We start from the raw sequence: 15,046 nt of genomic DNA, 5'->3' as shown, positions 1-15,046 counted from the left end.
GGGCCGGCGGGTCAGCCGCCGAAGCCGGAGTCGGCCGGCAGTGAGATGTCCGGCTTCTCGAGCTCCTCGACGTTGACGTCCTTGAACGTCATTACCCGGACATTCTTCACGAACCGGGCGGGACGGTACATGTCCCACACCCAGGCGTCGTGCATCTCGACCTCGAAGTACACCTCGCCGTCGGAGTTGCGCACGTGCAGGTCGACCTGGTTGGCGAGGTAGAAGCGGCGCTCGGTCTCCACCACGTACGAGAACTGGCGGACAATGTCGCGGTACTCCCGGTAGAGCTGCAGCTCCATCTCGGTCTCGTACTTCTCGAGATCTTCCGCGCTCATCGCTCTCCGCCTTCCATGACCACATCTTCCCCCACCGGCACCGGAGGCCGAGGCTGCTCGTCCAACGCCACGCCGACGGTACTCCCTGCCGCCGCCGAGCGCGCCATCGGCTGGTACGCGCCAGCGCCCGCCGGATCGTGGGCACCGCCGAGGACCGGCCGGCGGGACCGGGGCGGCCGGCCGTCCCGACCGGAGACGGCGGCCACGTTGACGTACGAGAACCGGTGCTCCGCGCAGGGCCCCTGCGCCCGCAGCGCGGCGGAGTGCTCCGGCGTGATGTAACCCTTGTGCTCCGCGAAACCGTACCCGGGGAAGCTGGCGTCCAGCTCCACCATGATCCGGTCCCGGGTGACCTTGGCCAGCACGCTCGCCGCCGCCACGCAGGCGGCCACCCGGTCACCCTTCCAGACCGCCAGCCCGGGCACGTCCAGCCCGTCGACCCCGAACCCGTCGGTCAGCACGTACTCCGGACGGGTGGTCAGCGAGGCCAGCGCCCGGCGCATCGCGGCGAGGTTGCACACGTGCAGCCCGCGGGCGTCGACCTCGACGGCCGGGATGACCACCACGGCGTACGCCAGGGCGCGGGCGACCACCTCGTCGTGCACCCGTTCCCGGCTGGCGGGGGTGAGCAGCTTGGAGTCGGCCAGCCCGTCGATCTCACCCCGCCGCCCCTCGGGCAGCACCACCGCGGCGGCGACCAGCGGACCGGCGCACGCGCCCCGGCCGGCCTCGTCGGCGCCGGCGACGTGCCGGAAGCCACGGCGCTGCAAGGCGCGCTCCAGGGCGTACAGGCCGCCGTCGCGGCGCACCACGGTGCGCGGGGGCGTCAGCACGCCGCACCACCGCCCCGGCAGGTCGGGCCGGCGCTGCCCACGGGTGCGCCCGGTGGGGCGGCGACGGCCCGCGCCGGCCCTGCCCGGTGGCCGGCGAGCGCGGCGCTCAGGATCGCCGGCAGCTTGTCCGGGTAGTACCGCTCGGTCGTGGCGGTCAGCGCGTCCGGCGACCACCAGCGGTGGCCGGTGACGCTGGCCCGCTCGACCGCGTCGAAGCCGGCCGTGTCCACCTCCCAGGCGTCCACCCGGACCAGGAAGAACTCCTGTTCCTGCCGGTACCGGACGCCGTCGAACGGGAACTCGATGGTCTCCCGCCACACCGGCTCGCCCAACTCCTCGGGGCGCAGCCGCAGCCCGGTCTCCTCGGCCAGTTCCCGGGCCGCGCCGGCGGCCGGGGTCTCCCCGGCGTCCAGGCCGCCGCCCGGGGTGAACCAGTAGCGGTGCTCCGGGCGGGCCGGGTCGGTGCCCGCGAAGAGCAGGACCCGCCCCGCCGCGTCGACCAGCAGCACGCGCGCCGCGCGACGAGGGGTGTAGACGGTCACCGTCCCAGACTGCCAGACCGCACCGACGAACGCCCACGCCCACCCTCGACCATTCCGGCTCGGCGCGTCTGGCGCCGCGCCGCGACCTGGACGAGTCGACCCGGCGTAGCCGGGCTCGGCTACGGGTTGGGGACGCCGTCGAAGGTCTTCGGCACGGTCAGCCAGGTGGCCCGGTTCACCGGCCAGAAGACGGTGAACGCCCGGCCGACCACCTGATCCACCGGGATGGTGGCGCTGTCGATGTTCTGGTTGGACTGCTGCCAGTGCTCGAGCGAGTCGCCGGAGGCCTGCCGGTGGTCACCCATCACCCAGAGCCGGCCGTTCGGCACGGTGATGTCGAACTCCTGGTCGGCGGGCTTGTTGCCGGGGAAGATGTACGGCTCGTCGATCGGCTTGCCGTTGATCACCAACCGGTCGGCGTCGCAGCACACGACGTGGTCGCCGCCGACCCCGATCACCCGCTTGATGAAGTCCTCGCCGTCGGGGTTCCCGCTCCACTCGGTTGGCGCCTTGAACACCACCACCTCGCCGCGGTGCGGCGACCGGAAGTCGTACACCAGCTTGTTGACCAGCACCCGATCGTCGATCTTGAGGGTGTTCTCCATGGACGGGGACGGGATGAAGAAGGTCTGCAGTACGAAGGCGCGCACCAGCACCGCGACCAGGATCGCCACACCCAGGAGGATGGGCAGCTCCTTCCAGAAGGAACTGTGTGGCTTGTCGGTCTGCTCGTCAATCACGGAAGGAGCCTACGTTGCCGGGCGCGGCGGTTACGACCGGAACGCGCGACGACGGACAGCGCCGCCAGAACCGGCAGAACCAGGTTGACACCGCCCTGCGGCACCGGCTCGACCGGCACCGGGGCGCCGGCGGGCGCGGCCACCGGCCGGTCCAGGGCCCCGAAGGTGTCCGGCACCGGCAGCGAGGCCCACCGCGACGACGGCCAGACCACCATGAAGGCCCGGCCGACGACGTTGTCGATCGGCACCGGCCCCTGGCAGCGGGCGTCCTGGGAGACCGCCCGGTGGTCACCCATCACCCAGAGCTGGCCGGGCGGCACCACCACCTCGTTGAAGAAGCGCGACCGGCACTCCTTCGGGTTGGGCGGCACGTCCAGCGGCGAGTCGCGGATCACGTACGGCTCGTCGAGCGACACCCCGTTGACGATCACCCGACCCTGCTCGTCGCAGCAGCGCACCCGGTCGCCGGGGAGGCCGATCACCCGCTTGATGAAGTCCTTCTCGCCCGGGCGGGACACCCCTACCAGGTCACCCAGCGTCCGGCCGACCTTGCCGGCCAGGCCCGGTTCGGGCTCGCGTACCTCCTGGGCGACCCAGTTGTCGGTGCCCCGGAAGACCACCACCTCGCCGCGGACCGGGTCCCGGACGTCGTAGACGATCTTGTTGACGAGCACCCGGTCGCCGATCAGGAGGGTGTCCTGCATCGAACCGGAGGGGATGTAGAACGCCTGGAGCAGGAAGGTGCGGATCAGCACCGCCAGGCAGAACGCGACGATCAGCAGCAGCGGCAACTCCTGCCAGAGCGGCATCTGTCGCCGGCCGCGCCGGGCCCGCCGGCGCCAGGGATCGACGGTGCCGTCCTCGTCAATCATCTGCACCATGCCAGTCTCCGGTCCGCAGAAAGAACACCACCGCCCGGGAGCCTCGTCGAGGCCCCACGGGCGGTGGTGGACGTTCCGTCGTCGCGGTCACCGCGACCCGCCGCCCTCCCGCGCCCGTACGAACAGCGTAGTGGGCTCTGACGCGTACGACATCCGGGCAGCCAGGGCGACGTGGCGAGCGGTGGTCAGCTCGCCGGCTGCTTCTCGCGCAGCTCCTTGATCTTGGCCTTCTTGCCGCGCAGCTCGCGCAGGTAGTAGAGCTTGGCCCGCCGGACGTCGCCGCGGGTCACGATCTCGATCCGGTCGATCGCCGGGCTGTTGATCGGGTAGGTCCGCTCGACACCCACGCCGAAGCTGACCTTGCGGACCGAGAAGGTCTCGCGCAGGCCGGCACCCTGGCGGCGGATGACGACGCCCTGGAAGATCTGGACCCGGGACCGGGCACCCTCGATGACCCGCGCGTGCACCTTGACGGTGTCACCGGCACGGAAATCGGGAATGTCGACCCGCTGCGACTGGGCGTCAAGGGAGTCCAGGATGTTCATCGCTGTGTCCTCGTGAGGCTCACGGCGCACCGTCACTCGATGCGCGGATGGGTGATTCTGACCCCCGGATGTGGCCGGCGACGCCGACCCCGTCCGGGGGTCCTCGCAGCCGACCCCGTTCGGGGGTCCTCGCAGCCACCCACGGCGCGGGCGGATGCGGCAACCCCTCTACTTTGCCATATCCACCGGTGGCAGCTGAAATCCGGCCCGGTCCAACGCGTCGACGTCCCGCTTGTCCAGGTGTTCCCGGGGCAGCGCGGCGATCATGTCAGGCCGCCGGTCGGCCGTCCGGCGCAGCGCCTCGTCGCGCCGCCACCGGGCGATCCGCCCGTGGTCGCCGGAGCGGAGCACCTCCGGCACCGCCAGCCCGCGCCAGGTGGCGGGCTTGGTGTACATCGGGGCTTCGAGCAGCCCGTGGGCGTGCGACTCCTCGTCCAGCGAGCCGGCGTTGCCGAGCACCCCGGGCAGCAGCCGGGTGACCGCCTCCAGGATCACCAGCACCGCGACCTCGCCACCGAAGAGCACGTAGTCGCCGAGGGAGACCTCGGTCACCGGCATCCGGGTGGCCGCGTGGTCGAGCACCCGTTGGTCGATGCCCTCGTACCGGCCGCAGGCGAAGAGCAGGTGCGACTCGGCGGCCAGCTCGTGCGCCATGGCCTGGGTGAACGGGACGCCGGCCGGCGACGGCACCAGCAGCCGGGGCAGGGTGTGCCCGTCCGGGCTCAGCTCGTCGGGGGCCAGCGCGTCCAGCGCCTCCCCCCACGGCTCCGGCCGCATCACCATGCCGGGCCCGCCACCGTACGGGGTGTCGTCGACCGTGCGGTGCACGTCGTGGGTCCAGGTCCGCAGATCGTGTACGGCCAGCCGCAGCGAGCCGTTGGCGCGGGCCTTGCCGATCAGGGACAGGTCCAGCGGGGCGAGGTACTCCGGAAAGATCGACACGATGTCGACGCGCATGGGGGTGGCTCCAGCTACAGGTCGAGCAGGCCAGCGGGCGGGTCGACGACGACGCGACCGCCGGCGAGGTCGACCTCGGGCACGATCGCCTTGACGAAGGGGATCAGCGCGGTCCGCCCCTCGGGGCGGCGCAGCACCAGCAGGTCGGAGGCGGGGGCGTGGTCGATCCGGGCCACCTCGCCCAGCCGCTCGCCGTCCCGGGTGACCACCGAGAGGCCGACCAGCTGGTGGTCGTGGAACTCCTCCGGGTCCTCCGGGGCCGCCACGTCGGCGCTGTCCACGCCGAGCAGCGTGTTGCGCAGCGCCTCGGCGACGTCGCGGCCCAGCACGCCCTCGAAGACGACGAGCAGCCGTCCCTGGTGCCAGCGGGCCGTCTCGACGGTCAGCTCGGCGGGCACCCGCCAGGCACCGGGCTCCGGCGCGACCGCCCCCGGCGTGGTGCGGAGCACCATGCCGGGGGCGAACCGTGCTTCGGGCTCGTCGGTCCGCACCTCCACGGTGACCTCACCGCGGATCCCGTGCGGCTTACCGATCCTGCCGACGACGAGAAGCATCAGTACGAGTCGACGATGTCGACGCGTACCCCGCGCCCGCCGATGGAGCCGATCACCTGGCGCAGCGCCTTGGCGGTCCGGCCGGACCGCCCGATCACCGTGCCCAGGTCCTCGGGGTGCACGCGGACCTCGAGCCGCTTGCCCCGGCGGGAATCAGCCATCCGCACCCGGACGTCGTCCGGGTGGTCGACGATGCCCTTGACCAGGTGCTCCAGGGCGGGACGCAGTTCCACGTCAGGCCTGCTCGCCGGAGTCCGCACCGGCCTGCTCCTCGGTCTTCGGCGCCTCGGTCTCGGCCGGGGCCTCGGTCTTCGGGGCCTCCGCCTTCGGGGCCTCCGCCTTCGGGGCCTCCGCCTTGGCGGCCTTCTTGGCCGGCTTGGCCGGGGTCTCCGCCACGCCGGCGGCGGCCTTCGCCTCGGCCTCGTACGCCGCCTTGCGGTCGGCCCGCTCCGGGGCGACCTTCAGCGGCGGCGGGGCGGGCAGGCCCTTGAACTTCTGCCAGTCACCGGTCAGCTCCAGCAGGCGCTGCACGGCCTCGCTCGGCTGCGCGCCGACCGAGAGCCAGTACTGGACCCGCTCCGACTTGACCTCGATCACCGAAGGGTCCTCCTTCGGCTGGTACACACCGACGAACTCGATCGCGCGACCGTCACGCTTGGTACGCGAGTCGGCGACGACGATGCGGTACTGCGGGTTGCGGATCTTGCCCATCCGCAGGAGCCGGATCTTTACGGCCACAGTTGTTTCGCTCCTGTTGCGATCTCACCGGCCCGGTACGGGCGGTGTGCGGGTGAGCGCCGACCGGCACAGTGGGGTTGGGCCGGAGACTACTCGGTGGACTGGCGACGCGCCCGGGTTAGAGGGCGCCGGACGCGCGCCGGATACCAGCGCCCCATTCTGCCAGATCCCGCGCCGATCTCCCGCACCGGACCCGGACAGCTCGCCCGCGCCGGCACCCGGGTGACGCAGGACACTGGCTCAGCGCGCCGGCGGGCGGTCCCAGCCGGGCGGCAGTTCGTCCGGTACGTCCCAGTCGGGTGGCGGGGTGAAGTCACACCAGGTGCCGTCGAACGGGAACTGTCCCGCCTCGGCGATCCGGATCACCCGCTCCCCCTCGGCCCGTACCGCCTTCTCGTCGGTCACCCAGTAGTGGTCGGGATGGGCGAGGCGCTCGACGAACTCGTCCTCGTCCTTCCAGGCCCAGCTCCGGTCCGGCCGGACCAGCACGTCCAGGTCCTGGTCCACCATGTCGACCCCGGCCACCGGGCCGTCGTCCCAGCGAACCCCGGGCTCTTCGAGGTTGACGTACCAGTACGCGAACCGGTCGTCGGCGTCCCGGAACCACCAGACCGAGTGGGCCGCGCCGGTGGGTAGGAACTTCAACACCGGCGGTCCCTCCCAGCGGCCCCGGGCGAGCCGGTAGGACGAGGTGATCCACTCGGTGAACGGCATCGCCCGCATGCCGAGCCCCGCCTCGGTCACCTCGTGCGCCATCGGGGTGTCCCGGGCGACCCAGACCAGCAACCCCCGCTCGTCGTCCAGGACGACGCGGGCCGGCCGGACCCAGCCGATCCGCCCGTGCCGCACGTTCCGGTGCATGATCAGCCGGCCCGGCTCGAACCGCACGCCCACCATCCCTCGCTTGTTGAGCGGCGCCCCCGGCTCTACCGAATGCGTTGAGCGGGGGCCCTCCTTACACCTCAGTAGGCGCGGGCGAGGATGGCTACCAGATCCGGCTCGTCCTCGGCGTCGGGGACCGAACCGTCGGCGCGCTGCAGGCAGCGGACCGTCACGCCCTGGCCGTTCGCCTCGGCCTCGCCGGCCGCGCCGACCGCCGACCACGGCACCCGCGCCCAGCCGGTGGCGGACGCCTCGATCGCCTCGGCGAGGGTCGACACTTCCGTGGTCCGGGACTCGCGGTTGGCGAGCGCCTGGTCGTGCAGCGCCCGCTGGTCGGCCTCCAGCGCCGCGAGGACCGCGCCCACCACGTCGGCCACCGGGGTCGGGGCCTTCGAGCCGTCCGTACGCCGGACCACCACCGCGTTGCCGGCGGCCAGGTCGCGCGGGCCGACCTCGACGCGTACGGGATAGCCGCGCAGCTCGGCGTCGACGGCCCGGCGGCCGAACGGGGTGTCGGTGCGGTCGTCGAGCGCGACCCGGACCCCGGCGTCGCGCAGCGCGTCGCGGAGCTTGGCCGCGGCCTCACTTACGCCCTCGCCGTCCTTGACGACCATCACGTACGCCTGCACGGGCGCCAGCTTCGGCGGCACGCGCAGGCCGTTGTCGTCGCCGTGGCACATGATCAGGCCGCCGAGCATCCGGGTCGAGGTGCCCCAGGAGGTGGTCCACGCGTGCTCCCGGCCGCCCTCGGCCGAGGAGTAGCTGATGTCGAACGCCTTGGCGAAGTTCTGCCCCAGCTCGTGGCTGGTGCCCATCTGCAGCGCCTTGCCGTCGCCCATCATGCCTTCGCAGGTGTACGTGGCGGTGGCCCCGGCGAACCGCTCCCGGGCGGTCTTCAGGCCGACCACCACCGGGATGCCGAGGACGCTGACCATCAGGTCCTCGTACGCCTCGTGCAGGATCCGCCGGGCGTAGGCGCGGGCATCGGAGCGGGTGGCGTGGGCGGTGTGCCCCTCCTGCCAGAGGAACTCGCTGGTGCGCAGGAAGATCCGCGGGCGCAGCTCCCAGCGGACCACGTTCGCCCACTGGTTGAGCAGCAGCGGCAGGTCCCGGTACGAGTCGATCCACTTGGCCATGAACTCGCCGATCACCGTCTCGCTGGTGGGGCGGACCACCACCGGCTCGGCGAGCTGCTTGCCGCCGCCGTGGGTGACCACGGCCAGCTCCGGCGAGAAGCCCTCGACGTGCTCGGCCTCGCGCTTGAGGTAGCTCTCCGGGATGAAGAGCGGGAAGTACGCGTTCTCCGCGCCGGCCGCCTTGATCCGGGCGTCCATCTCGGCCTGCATCCGCTCCCAGATGGCGTAGCCGGCCGGTCGGATGACCATGGTCCCCCGGACCGGGCCGTTGTCGGCCAGCTTCGCCTTGGCGATCAGGTCCTGGTACCAGCGGGGAAAGTCCTCCGCACGGGGAGTGAGCACGCGAGCCATGACCGCACATCCTATGCGGCCACCGGCGGGACGGCGCGGGCGGGCGCGCCATCACTAGCATGTGCGGTCATGTCGTGCTGCCGCAGGCGCCGGTCGAGGAGACGGCCGCCCGACTCGCCGACCTGGCCGTCCATCTCTTCCTCGCCACCGCCGCTGACAAGCGCCCGCCCCGCGCCCCGCGGTGTTCAGCGGAGGACGTGGCCGCGGAGGATGATGCGGGCGGGGGTACGGACGACCCGCAGGTCGCGGCGGGGGTCCTCGGGATAGACGGTGAGGTCGGCCAGGCCCCCCTCGACCAGGCCGGGGAAGCCGAGCCACTCGCGGGCGCCCCAGGACGCGGCGGCCAGGACGTCCTCGGCGGACATGCCGGCCCGCTCGTGCAACAGGAGCATCTCCTCGGCGGCCAGCCCGTGGTCGATGCCGCCGCCGGCGTCGGTCCCGACGTAGATCGGCACCCCCGCCTCGTACGCGGCACGGACCACCTCGGGGAAGCGGTCGCGCAGGGCGAGCATGTGGTCGGCGTACCCGGGGAACTTGGCCCGCGCCTGCTCGGCGATGCCGCCGAAGGTCTGGATGTTGATCATCGTCGGCACCAGCGCGGTGCCCTGCCGGGCCATCAGGTCGATCAGGTCCAGGCTCAGCCCGGTGCCGTGCTCCACCGAGTCCACCCCGGCCCGCACCATGATCTCCACGGCGGCCTCGCTGAACGTGTGCACGGCGGCGCGTACCCCGGCGGCCTGCGCGGCGGCCACGGCCGCGGTCATGGCGTCCGCGTCCCAGGCCGGCGCCAGGTCCCCGACACCGCGGTCGATCCAGTCGCCGACCAGCTTGACCCAGCCGTTGCCGGCGGCGGCCTGCGCGGCGACCGTGGCGGCCAGTTCGGCGGCTTCGACCTCCACGCCGATGTCGCGCAGGTAGCGCTTCGGCGGGGCGACGTGCCGGCCGGCGCGGGCCAGTCGCGGCAGTTCCGGCTCGTCGTCGAGTTCCGGGTACGGGTACGGCGAGCCGGCGTCCCGGATCGCGAGGACCCCGGCGTCCCGGTCGACGCGGGCCAGCTCGCGCGCCTGGTCCAGCGAGGTGATCGGGGCGCCGCCCCGGGCGATGCCGAGGTGACAGTGCGCGTCGGTCAGGCCGGGCAGCACGAAGCCGCCGTCGACCACCGTCTCCGCGCCGGGCACCGGCTCGAAGGTCACCCGGTCGCCGACCAGCCACAGGTCCCGTACCTCGTCGTCCGGCAGGAGCACACCGCGCACATGAAGGGCCATGTGCACAGTCCTACCCGATCACTCGTCCTCGGCGGCGAGCAGGGCGTCGCGCCGGGCGCTCAGCGGGGGCCCTTGTCCCCCTTGCCGAGCTTGTTGAAGTCGATCTTCGGGAGCTTGAAGCCCGGCGGCAGCCCCTGGCCGCCGGCCAGGTCACCCGGGTCCATCCCCGGCGGCAGCTGCGGCATGCCCCCGGGGAAGCCGCCCGGCATCCCGGCCCCGGCGCGCGGCCGGTTGCCGCCCTTGGTGCCCTTGCGCTTGTTCTTCGGCGACTTGGTCGCCTTGCGCCGGCCCCCGCCGGGCAGCCCCATCATGCCGCCCATCTGCTTCATCATCTTCTGCGCGTCGGCGAAGCGGTTGAGCAGCTGGTTGACGTCCATCACGGTGACCCCGGAGCCGCCCGCGATGCGGGCCCGCCGGGAGCCGTTGATGATCTTCGGGTTGGTGCGCTCGGCCGGGGTCATCGACCGGATGATGGCGGTGACCCGGTCGAAGTGCTTGTCGTCCAGCTCGCCGAGCTGGTCCTTCATCTGCCCCATGCCGGGCATCATGGCCAGCACGTTGGCGATCGGGCCCATTCGCCGGACCGCGATGAGCTGGTCGAGGAAGTCCTCCAGGGTGAACTGCTCGCCGCCCATCAGCTTGGCGGTCATCTTCTCCTTCTGATCGGCGTCGAAGGCCTGCTCGGCCTGCTCGATCAGAGTGAGGACGTCGCCCATGCCGAGGATCCGGCTGGCCATCCGGTCGGGGTGGAAGACGTCGAAGTCCTCCAGCTTCTCACCGGTGGAGGCGAAGAGGATCGGCTGCCCGGTGACCTCCCGGACCGACAGCGCGGCGCCACCGCGCGCGTCGCCGTCGAGCTTGGAGAGCACCACACCGGTGATGCCGACACCGTCGCGGAACGCCTCGGCGGTGCGGACGGCGTCCTGACCGACCATGGCGTCGATGACGAAGATGACCTCGTCCGGCTGGACCGCGTCCCGGATGTTGGCGGCCTGCTGCATCATCTCGGCGTCGATGCCGAGCCGGCCGGCGGTGTCGACGATGACGATGTCGCGGGCGGCCCGCCTCGCGTGCTCGATCGAGGCGCGGGCCACCTGCACCGGGTCACCGGTGCCGTTGCCGGGCTCCGGGGCGTACACCTCGACGCCGGCCCGCCCACCGAGCACCTGGAGCTGCCCGACGGCGTTGGGGCGCTGGAGGTCGGCGGCGACCAGCAGCGGCTGGTGGCCCTGGCCCTTGAGCCAGCGGGCCAGCTTGCCGGCGAGGGTGGTCTTGCCGGAACCCTGGAGACCGGCCAGCATGATCACCGTCGGCGGGTTCTTGGCGAACTGGAGTCGCCGGCCCTCGCCGCCGAGGACGTTGACCAGCTCCTCGTTGACGATCTTGACGATCTGCTGGGCCGGGTTCAGCGCCTGGGAGACCTCGGCGCTGCGGGCCCGCTCCTTGACGTTCGCGATGAAGCCCTTGACCACCGGCAGGGCGACGTCGGCCTCCAGCAGCGCCAGCCGGATCTCGCGCGCGGTGGCGTCGATGTCGGCGTCGGTGAGCCGCCCCTTGCCGCGGAGCTTGGTGAAGATCCCGGACAGGCGGTCACTCAAGGTGTCAAACACGCGAACATCCCGTTTGTCGTTTTCGGCGGGCACAGTGCGGCCGGGCTGTTGTCCAACCCACCGCTAGGGTAGCCCGCCGCCCGCACCCCCGCTCTGGGCCGGCCAGCCCCGCGCCCCGCCACCGCCCGGAGATCAGGAAACGACCAGACCCGACTGGTATGCGAAGACCACCAACTGGGCCCGATCCCGGGCACCCAGCTTGACCATGGCCCGGCTGACGTGGGTCCGCGCGGTTGCCGGGCTGACCACCAGCCGGACGGCGATCTCGGCGTTGCTCAGCCCCTCGCCGACCAGCGCCACCACCTCGCGTTCCCGATCGGTCAGGGTGCCCAGCCGGGGATGCAGGCGGGGCACCCGGGCCGGCCGGGTGGCGAACTCCCGGACCACCCGGCGGGTCACCGACGGGGACAGCAGCGCCTCCCCCTCCGCGACCAGGCGGATCGCCCGCAGCAGCTCGACCGGCCGGGTGTCCTTGGTGAGGAAGCCGCTGGCCCCGAACCGGAGCGCGTCGAAAACGTACTCGTCCAGTTCGAACGTGGTCAGCACCACCACCCGGGTGCCGGTCAGCGCCGGGTCGCCGAGGATGCGGCGAGTCGCCTCGATGCCGTCGACGCCGGGCATCCGCACGTCCATCAGCACCACGTCGGGGCGTTCCCGGCGGGCCAACTCCACGGCGGCGAGGCCGTCGGCGGCCTCCCCGACCACGGCGAGGTCGTCCTCGCTCTCCACCAGGGCCCGCAGCCCGATCCGGACCAGATCCTGATCGTCGGCGAGCAGCACGCGGATCATTCGACCTCCCGCACGGGCAGTGTGGCGTGTACCCGGAAACCACCGGCCGGGGCCGACCCGGCGTCGAACGCACCGCCGAGCGCCTCGACCCGCTCGCGCATGCCGGCCAGGCCGTGACCGGCGGGCCGGTCCGGCACACCGACCCGGCCCCGGCCGGTGTCGATGACCGTCACGGTCACCCCGTCCGCTGCGTACCGGAGGTGGACGGTGGCGGTGGCCGGGCCGGCATGCCGCAGCACGTTCGTCAGCGCCTCCTGCACCACCCGGTAGGCGGCCAGGTCGACGGCCACCGGCAGTGGACGTGGTGCGCCGGCCACCTCGACGGTGACCGGCACTCCGGCGCCGGCCAGCCGCTGCCGAAGCTCCGGGAGCTGGGCCAGGCCGGGCGTCGGCGCCCGCTCGTCGGCGGCCCCGTCGCGGCGGACCACGGTGAGCGTGACCCGCAGCTCGTCCAGCGCCTCCTTGCTGGTCCGACTGATCGCGGTCAGCGCCGCCTCGGCCTGCTCCGGCTTGCGCCCCAGCAGGTGCAACGCGATCTCGGCCTGCAGATGAATCGCGGCGAGCCCGTGGCCCACCACGTCGTGCACCTCCCGGGCGACCCGCAACCGCTCGGCGTCGGCCAGGCGGCGGGCCTGGTCGGCCCGGCCCCGAACGGCGGCCTCCCGGCTCAGGCGCACGACCGTCCCGACCGCGAACGGAACCGCCACCCACGCGGCGACCGGCATCAGGCCGATCAGGCCGGGCGGGCGCGCCCCGACGAAGACGTACACCAGCAGCGCGGACAAGGTCGCGGCGCCGGCCACGGCCGCGGTCCGGACCGAACGGTGGGCGGCCACCGTGTAGACGGCGACGATGAACGACAGCAGGATCGGGCCGTACGGGTAGCCCAGCATCAGGTACGCGGTGACCGCCGCGGTGACCACGGCCAGGACGACCAACGGCCATCGCCGGCGACCCGCCACCGCGACCGCGGCCACCACGACCAGCGGGTACGTGACCCGGCCGGTGCCCACGCCCTGGTTCAGGCCGGCCGGCGCGGTGCCGACCAGCCCGATCGCCAGCAGGGCCAGGGCGAACAGGCCGTCGAGGAGCCACCGTCGCCGGTCCTCACCCGCGCGGTCCACGTCCCCTCCCCCGTCCCGGCTCAGTCGATGTCCCGCCGGCGCAGCAGCGCCGCGCCGACCGCCGCGAAGCCCACCAGGTACGCGGCCACCACCACCGTCGCCTGCCCACCGCCGACGGTGGCCGCGACGCCCGGAGTGTCCCCCGGCGCGCCCAGCGCGGCGGCCAGTGCCCCGGCGTTCGGGCCGGGCAGCCCACGCTGGGCCGTCGCCACCCAGTCGACGAGCGGGGCGGCGATGGCCGCGAGGAGGTTCTGCACGGCGAGCATCCACACCAGGCCGAGCCCGACCGGCAGCGCCACCGCCCGCAGCGCGACGGCGAGCACGGCACCGAGCATGGCCCACATCGTCGCGATGAGCCACCCCGCCCCGACGCCGGTCAGCAGGTCGGCCGCCAACGGCCAGCGCACCGGTTGCGCCTCGGCGGACGCGATGACCACGCTGGCCACCGCCCCGACGGCGAACACGGCGAACACCACGGCAAGCGCGGCGACGGCCAGGGCGAGCACCTTGCCGGCGTACACCTGGAGCCGGGTGGGTCCCTGGGTGAGCACGGTCTTCCAGGTACCCCAGCCGTACTCGCCGCCCACCACGAGCACGCCGAGGATCAGCAGGATCGCGCCCAGAAAGACCGGCAGGCCGCCCAGCGAGTTGCCGACCAGGTGGTCCGGGAGCATCGCGGGCAGCGCCCGGTCCGTGTTCGGGCCGTCGGCGCCACCCGCTACCCCGGCGTACGGGAAGAGGTAGGTGAAGATCAGCGAGAGCGCCAGCGTGATGGCCAGCAGCAGCCAGGCGGCCGGACGGCGGACCAGCTTGACGAGTTCGGCGCGGAAACTACGCGACATCAGCGGTTCCCCTCTCCACGAGGTCGAAGAAGACCTGTTCCAGGTCCCGTTCCCGGGGTCGCAGCTCGCGGACGGCGAGCCCGGCCCCGACCAGCTCGGTGTTCAGCCAGGCCGCCCGGTCCGGCTCGACCGCCAGCTCCAGGCCGCCGTCGACGACACGTACCCGGTCGGCGCCCACCAGTTCCCGGGCCCGCGCCGCCGCCTCGTCCAGCGGGTCGGCGAGCAGCCGCAGACCGGCGGCGCCGCGCAGCTCGGCGACGCTGCCCTCGGCCACCATCCGGCCCCGGGCGATCACGCCGACCCGGTCGCAGACCTGCTCGACCTCGCCGAGCAGGTGGCTGGAGACCAACACCGTGCAGCCGGCCGCACCAAGCCGCCGGATCAGCGTTCGCATGTCCGCCATGCCGGCCGGGTCGAGGCCGTTGGTCGGCTCGTCCAGGATCAGCAGGCGTGGGTCCTTCAGCAGCGCGGCCGCCACGCCGAGCCGCTGTTTCATGCCCAACGAGTAGCCGGTGTACCGGTCACCGGCCCGGTCGGCGAGGTCGACCAGGTCGAGCACCAGCGCGACCCGGTCCGCGCCGGCCCCGGTGTAACAGGCCAGCACGCGGAGGTTCTCCCGGCCGGACAGGTACGGGTAGAAGGCCGGCCCCTCGATCAACGCGCCGACTCCGGCGAGCCGGCCGGCGCCGGGGGTACGGCCGAACAGCCGTACCGTGCCGGCGCTGGGGCGGACCAGGCCGAGCAGCATGCGCAGGGTGGTGGTCTTGCCGGCGCCGTTGGGGCCGAGGAAGCCGTACACCTCGCCGGGCCGTACGGTCAGGTCGAGATCCCGCACGGCGGTCAGTCCGCCGTACCGTTTGGTGAGTCCTTCGGTCTGCACAGGCAGGTTCATGCCCCGAGGGTGCCGGGGGCCGGCCCGCGG

17 protein-coding genes and 1 pseudogene are annotated in these 15,046 nt (G+C 72.9%); all 18 read right to left on the bottom strand.

Annotation, left to right across the window (positions count from 1 at the left end; all coding sequences use genetic code 11):
* Window positions 1–11: 11 nt before the first annotated feature.
* On the bottom strand, window positions 12–335 hold the full coding sequence (locus AB0H57_RS00335) for a DUF2469 domain-containing protein (RefSeq protein ID WP_007075222.1): 324 nt from the start codon (window positions 333–335) through the stop codon (window positions 12–14).
* Window positions 332–1,168 carry a ribonuclease HII gene (locus AB0H57_RS00330; protein ID WP_357501299.1) on the bottom strand — a complete coding sequence of 279 codons (837 nt, stop codon included), beginning with the start codon at window positions 1,166–1,168 and terminating at the stop codon, window positions 332–334. Before AB0H57_RS00330 ends, AB0H57_RS00335 begins: the two co-directional genes overlap by 4 nt.
* Complete coding sequence (locus AB0H57_RS00325) at window positions 1,162–1,710, bottom strand: NUDIX domain-containing protein (RefSeq protein WP_357501298.1); 549 nt, start codon at window positions 1,708–1,710, stop codon at window positions 1,162–1,164. Before AB0H57_RS00325 ends, AB0H57_RS00330 begins: the two co-directional genes overlap by 7 nt.
* Before the next feature lie 119 nt (window positions 1,711–1,829).
* Window positions 1,830–2,450, bottom strand: coding sequence for a signal peptidase I (lepB, locus tag AB0H57_RS00320; RefSeq protein ID WP_357501297.1), 621 nt, complete (start codon window positions 2,448–2,450; stop codon window positions 1,830–1,832).
* 30 nt (window positions 2,451–2,480) lie between these two features.
* Window positions 2,481–3,331: pseudogene (lepB, locus tag AB0H57_RS00315) on the bottom strand (signal peptidase I).
* A 185-nt stretch (window positions 3,332–3,516) separates the two neighbouring features.
* A complete protein-coding gene (gene rplS / locus AB0H57_RS00310; RefSeq protein WP_357501296.1) occupies window positions 3,517–3,876 on the bottom strand; it encodes a 50S ribosomal protein L19 in 360 nt (119 codons plus the stop codon).
* 168 nt (window positions 3,877–4,044) lie between these two features.
* Entirely contained in the window at window positions 4,045–4,833 is a 789-nt protein-coding gene (gene trmD / locus AB0H57_RS00305) for a tRNA (guanosine(37)-N1)-methyltransferase TrmD (RefSeq protein ID WP_357501295.1), read from the bottom strand.
* 14 nt (window positions 4,834–4,847) lie between these two features.
* Entirely contained in the window at window positions 4,848–5,387 is a 540-nt protein-coding gene (gene rimM, locus AB0H57_RS00300) for a ribosome maturation factor RimM (protein ID WP_357501294.1), read from the bottom strand.
* Entirely contained in the window at window positions 5,387–5,647 is a 261-nt protein-coding gene (locus AB0H57_RS00295) for an RNA-binding protein (protein WP_357501293.1), read from the bottom strand. The genes rimM and AB0H57_RS00295 overlap by 1 nt, the downstream gene beginning before the upstream one ends.
* Window positions 5,622–6,125 carry a 30S ribosomal protein S16 gene (rpsP, locus tag AB0H57_RS00290; protein ID WP_357501292.1) on the bottom strand — a complete coding sequence of 168 codons (504 nt, stop codon included), beginning with the start codon at window positions 6,123–6,125 and terminating at the stop codon, window positions 5,622–5,624. The genes AB0H57_RS00295 and rpsP overlap by 26 nt, the downstream gene beginning before the upstream one ends.
* Before the next feature lie 240 nt (window positions 6,126–6,365).
* A complete protein-coding gene (locus AB0H57_RS00285) occupies window positions 6,366–7,013 on the bottom strand; it encodes a DUF402 domain-containing protein (protein ID WP_357501291.1) in 648 nt (215 codons plus the stop codon).
* 74 nt (window positions 7,014–7,087) lie between these two features.
* Window positions 7,088–8,494: a proline--tRNA ligase gene (gene proS, locus AB0H57_RS00280; protein WP_357501290.1), complete on the bottom strand. Its 1,407-nt coding sequence runs from the start codon at window positions 8,492–8,494 to the stop codon at window positions 7,088–7,090.
* A gap of 185 nt (window positions 8,495–8,679) precedes the next feature.
* Window positions 8,680–9,759, bottom strand: coding sequence for an amidohydrolase family protein (locus AB0H57_RS00275; protein ID WP_357501289.1), 1,080 nt, complete (start codon window positions 9,757–9,759; stop codon window positions 8,680–8,682).
* A gap of 59 nt (window positions 9,760–9,818) precedes the next feature.
* On the bottom strand, window positions 9,819–11,369 hold the full coding sequence (gene ffh / locus AB0H57_RS00270; protein ID WP_357501288.1) for a signal recognition particle protein: 1,551 nt from the start codon (window positions 11,367–11,369) through the stop codon (window positions 9,819–9,821).
* A 132-nt stretch (window positions 11,370–11,501) separates the two neighbouring features.
* Window positions 11,502–12,158: a response regulator transcription factor gene (locus tag AB0H57_RS00265; RefSeq protein WP_357501287.1), complete on the bottom strand. Its 657-nt coding sequence runs from the start codon at window positions 12,156–12,158 to the stop codon at window positions 11,502–11,504.
* Entirely contained in the window at window positions 12,155–13,282 is a 1,128-nt protein-coding gene (locus tag AB0H57_RS00260; protein WP_357501286.1) for a sensor histidine kinase, read from the bottom strand. Before AB0H57_RS00260 ends, AB0H57_RS00265 begins: the two co-directional genes overlap by 4 nt.
* 20 nt (window positions 13,283–13,302) lie before the next feature.
* Window positions 13,303–14,124 (bottom strand): ABC transporter permease, encoded by an 822-nt coding sequence (locus AB0H57_RS00255; protein WP_357501285.1) that lies wholly within the window; start codon window positions 14,122–14,124, stop codon window positions 13,303–13,305.
* Window positions 14,114–15,016, bottom strand: coding sequence for an ABC transporter ATP-binding protein (locus AB0H57_RS00250; RefSeq protein ID WP_357501284.1), 903 nt, complete (start codon window positions 15,014–15,016; stop codon window positions 14,114–14,116). Before AB0H57_RS00250 ends, AB0H57_RS00255 begins: the two co-directional genes overlap by 11 nt.
* Window positions 15,017–15,046 lie beyond the last annotated feature (30 nt).

It is taken from the genome of Micromonospora sp. NPDC050686 (assembly GCF_040654475.1).
Lineage (GTDB): Bacteria > Actinomycetota > Actinomycetes > Mycobacteriales > Micromonosporaceae > Micromonospora.
Note: the sequence above shows the minus strand (reverse complement) of the source record. Positions and strands in the feature narration are given on the sequence as shown.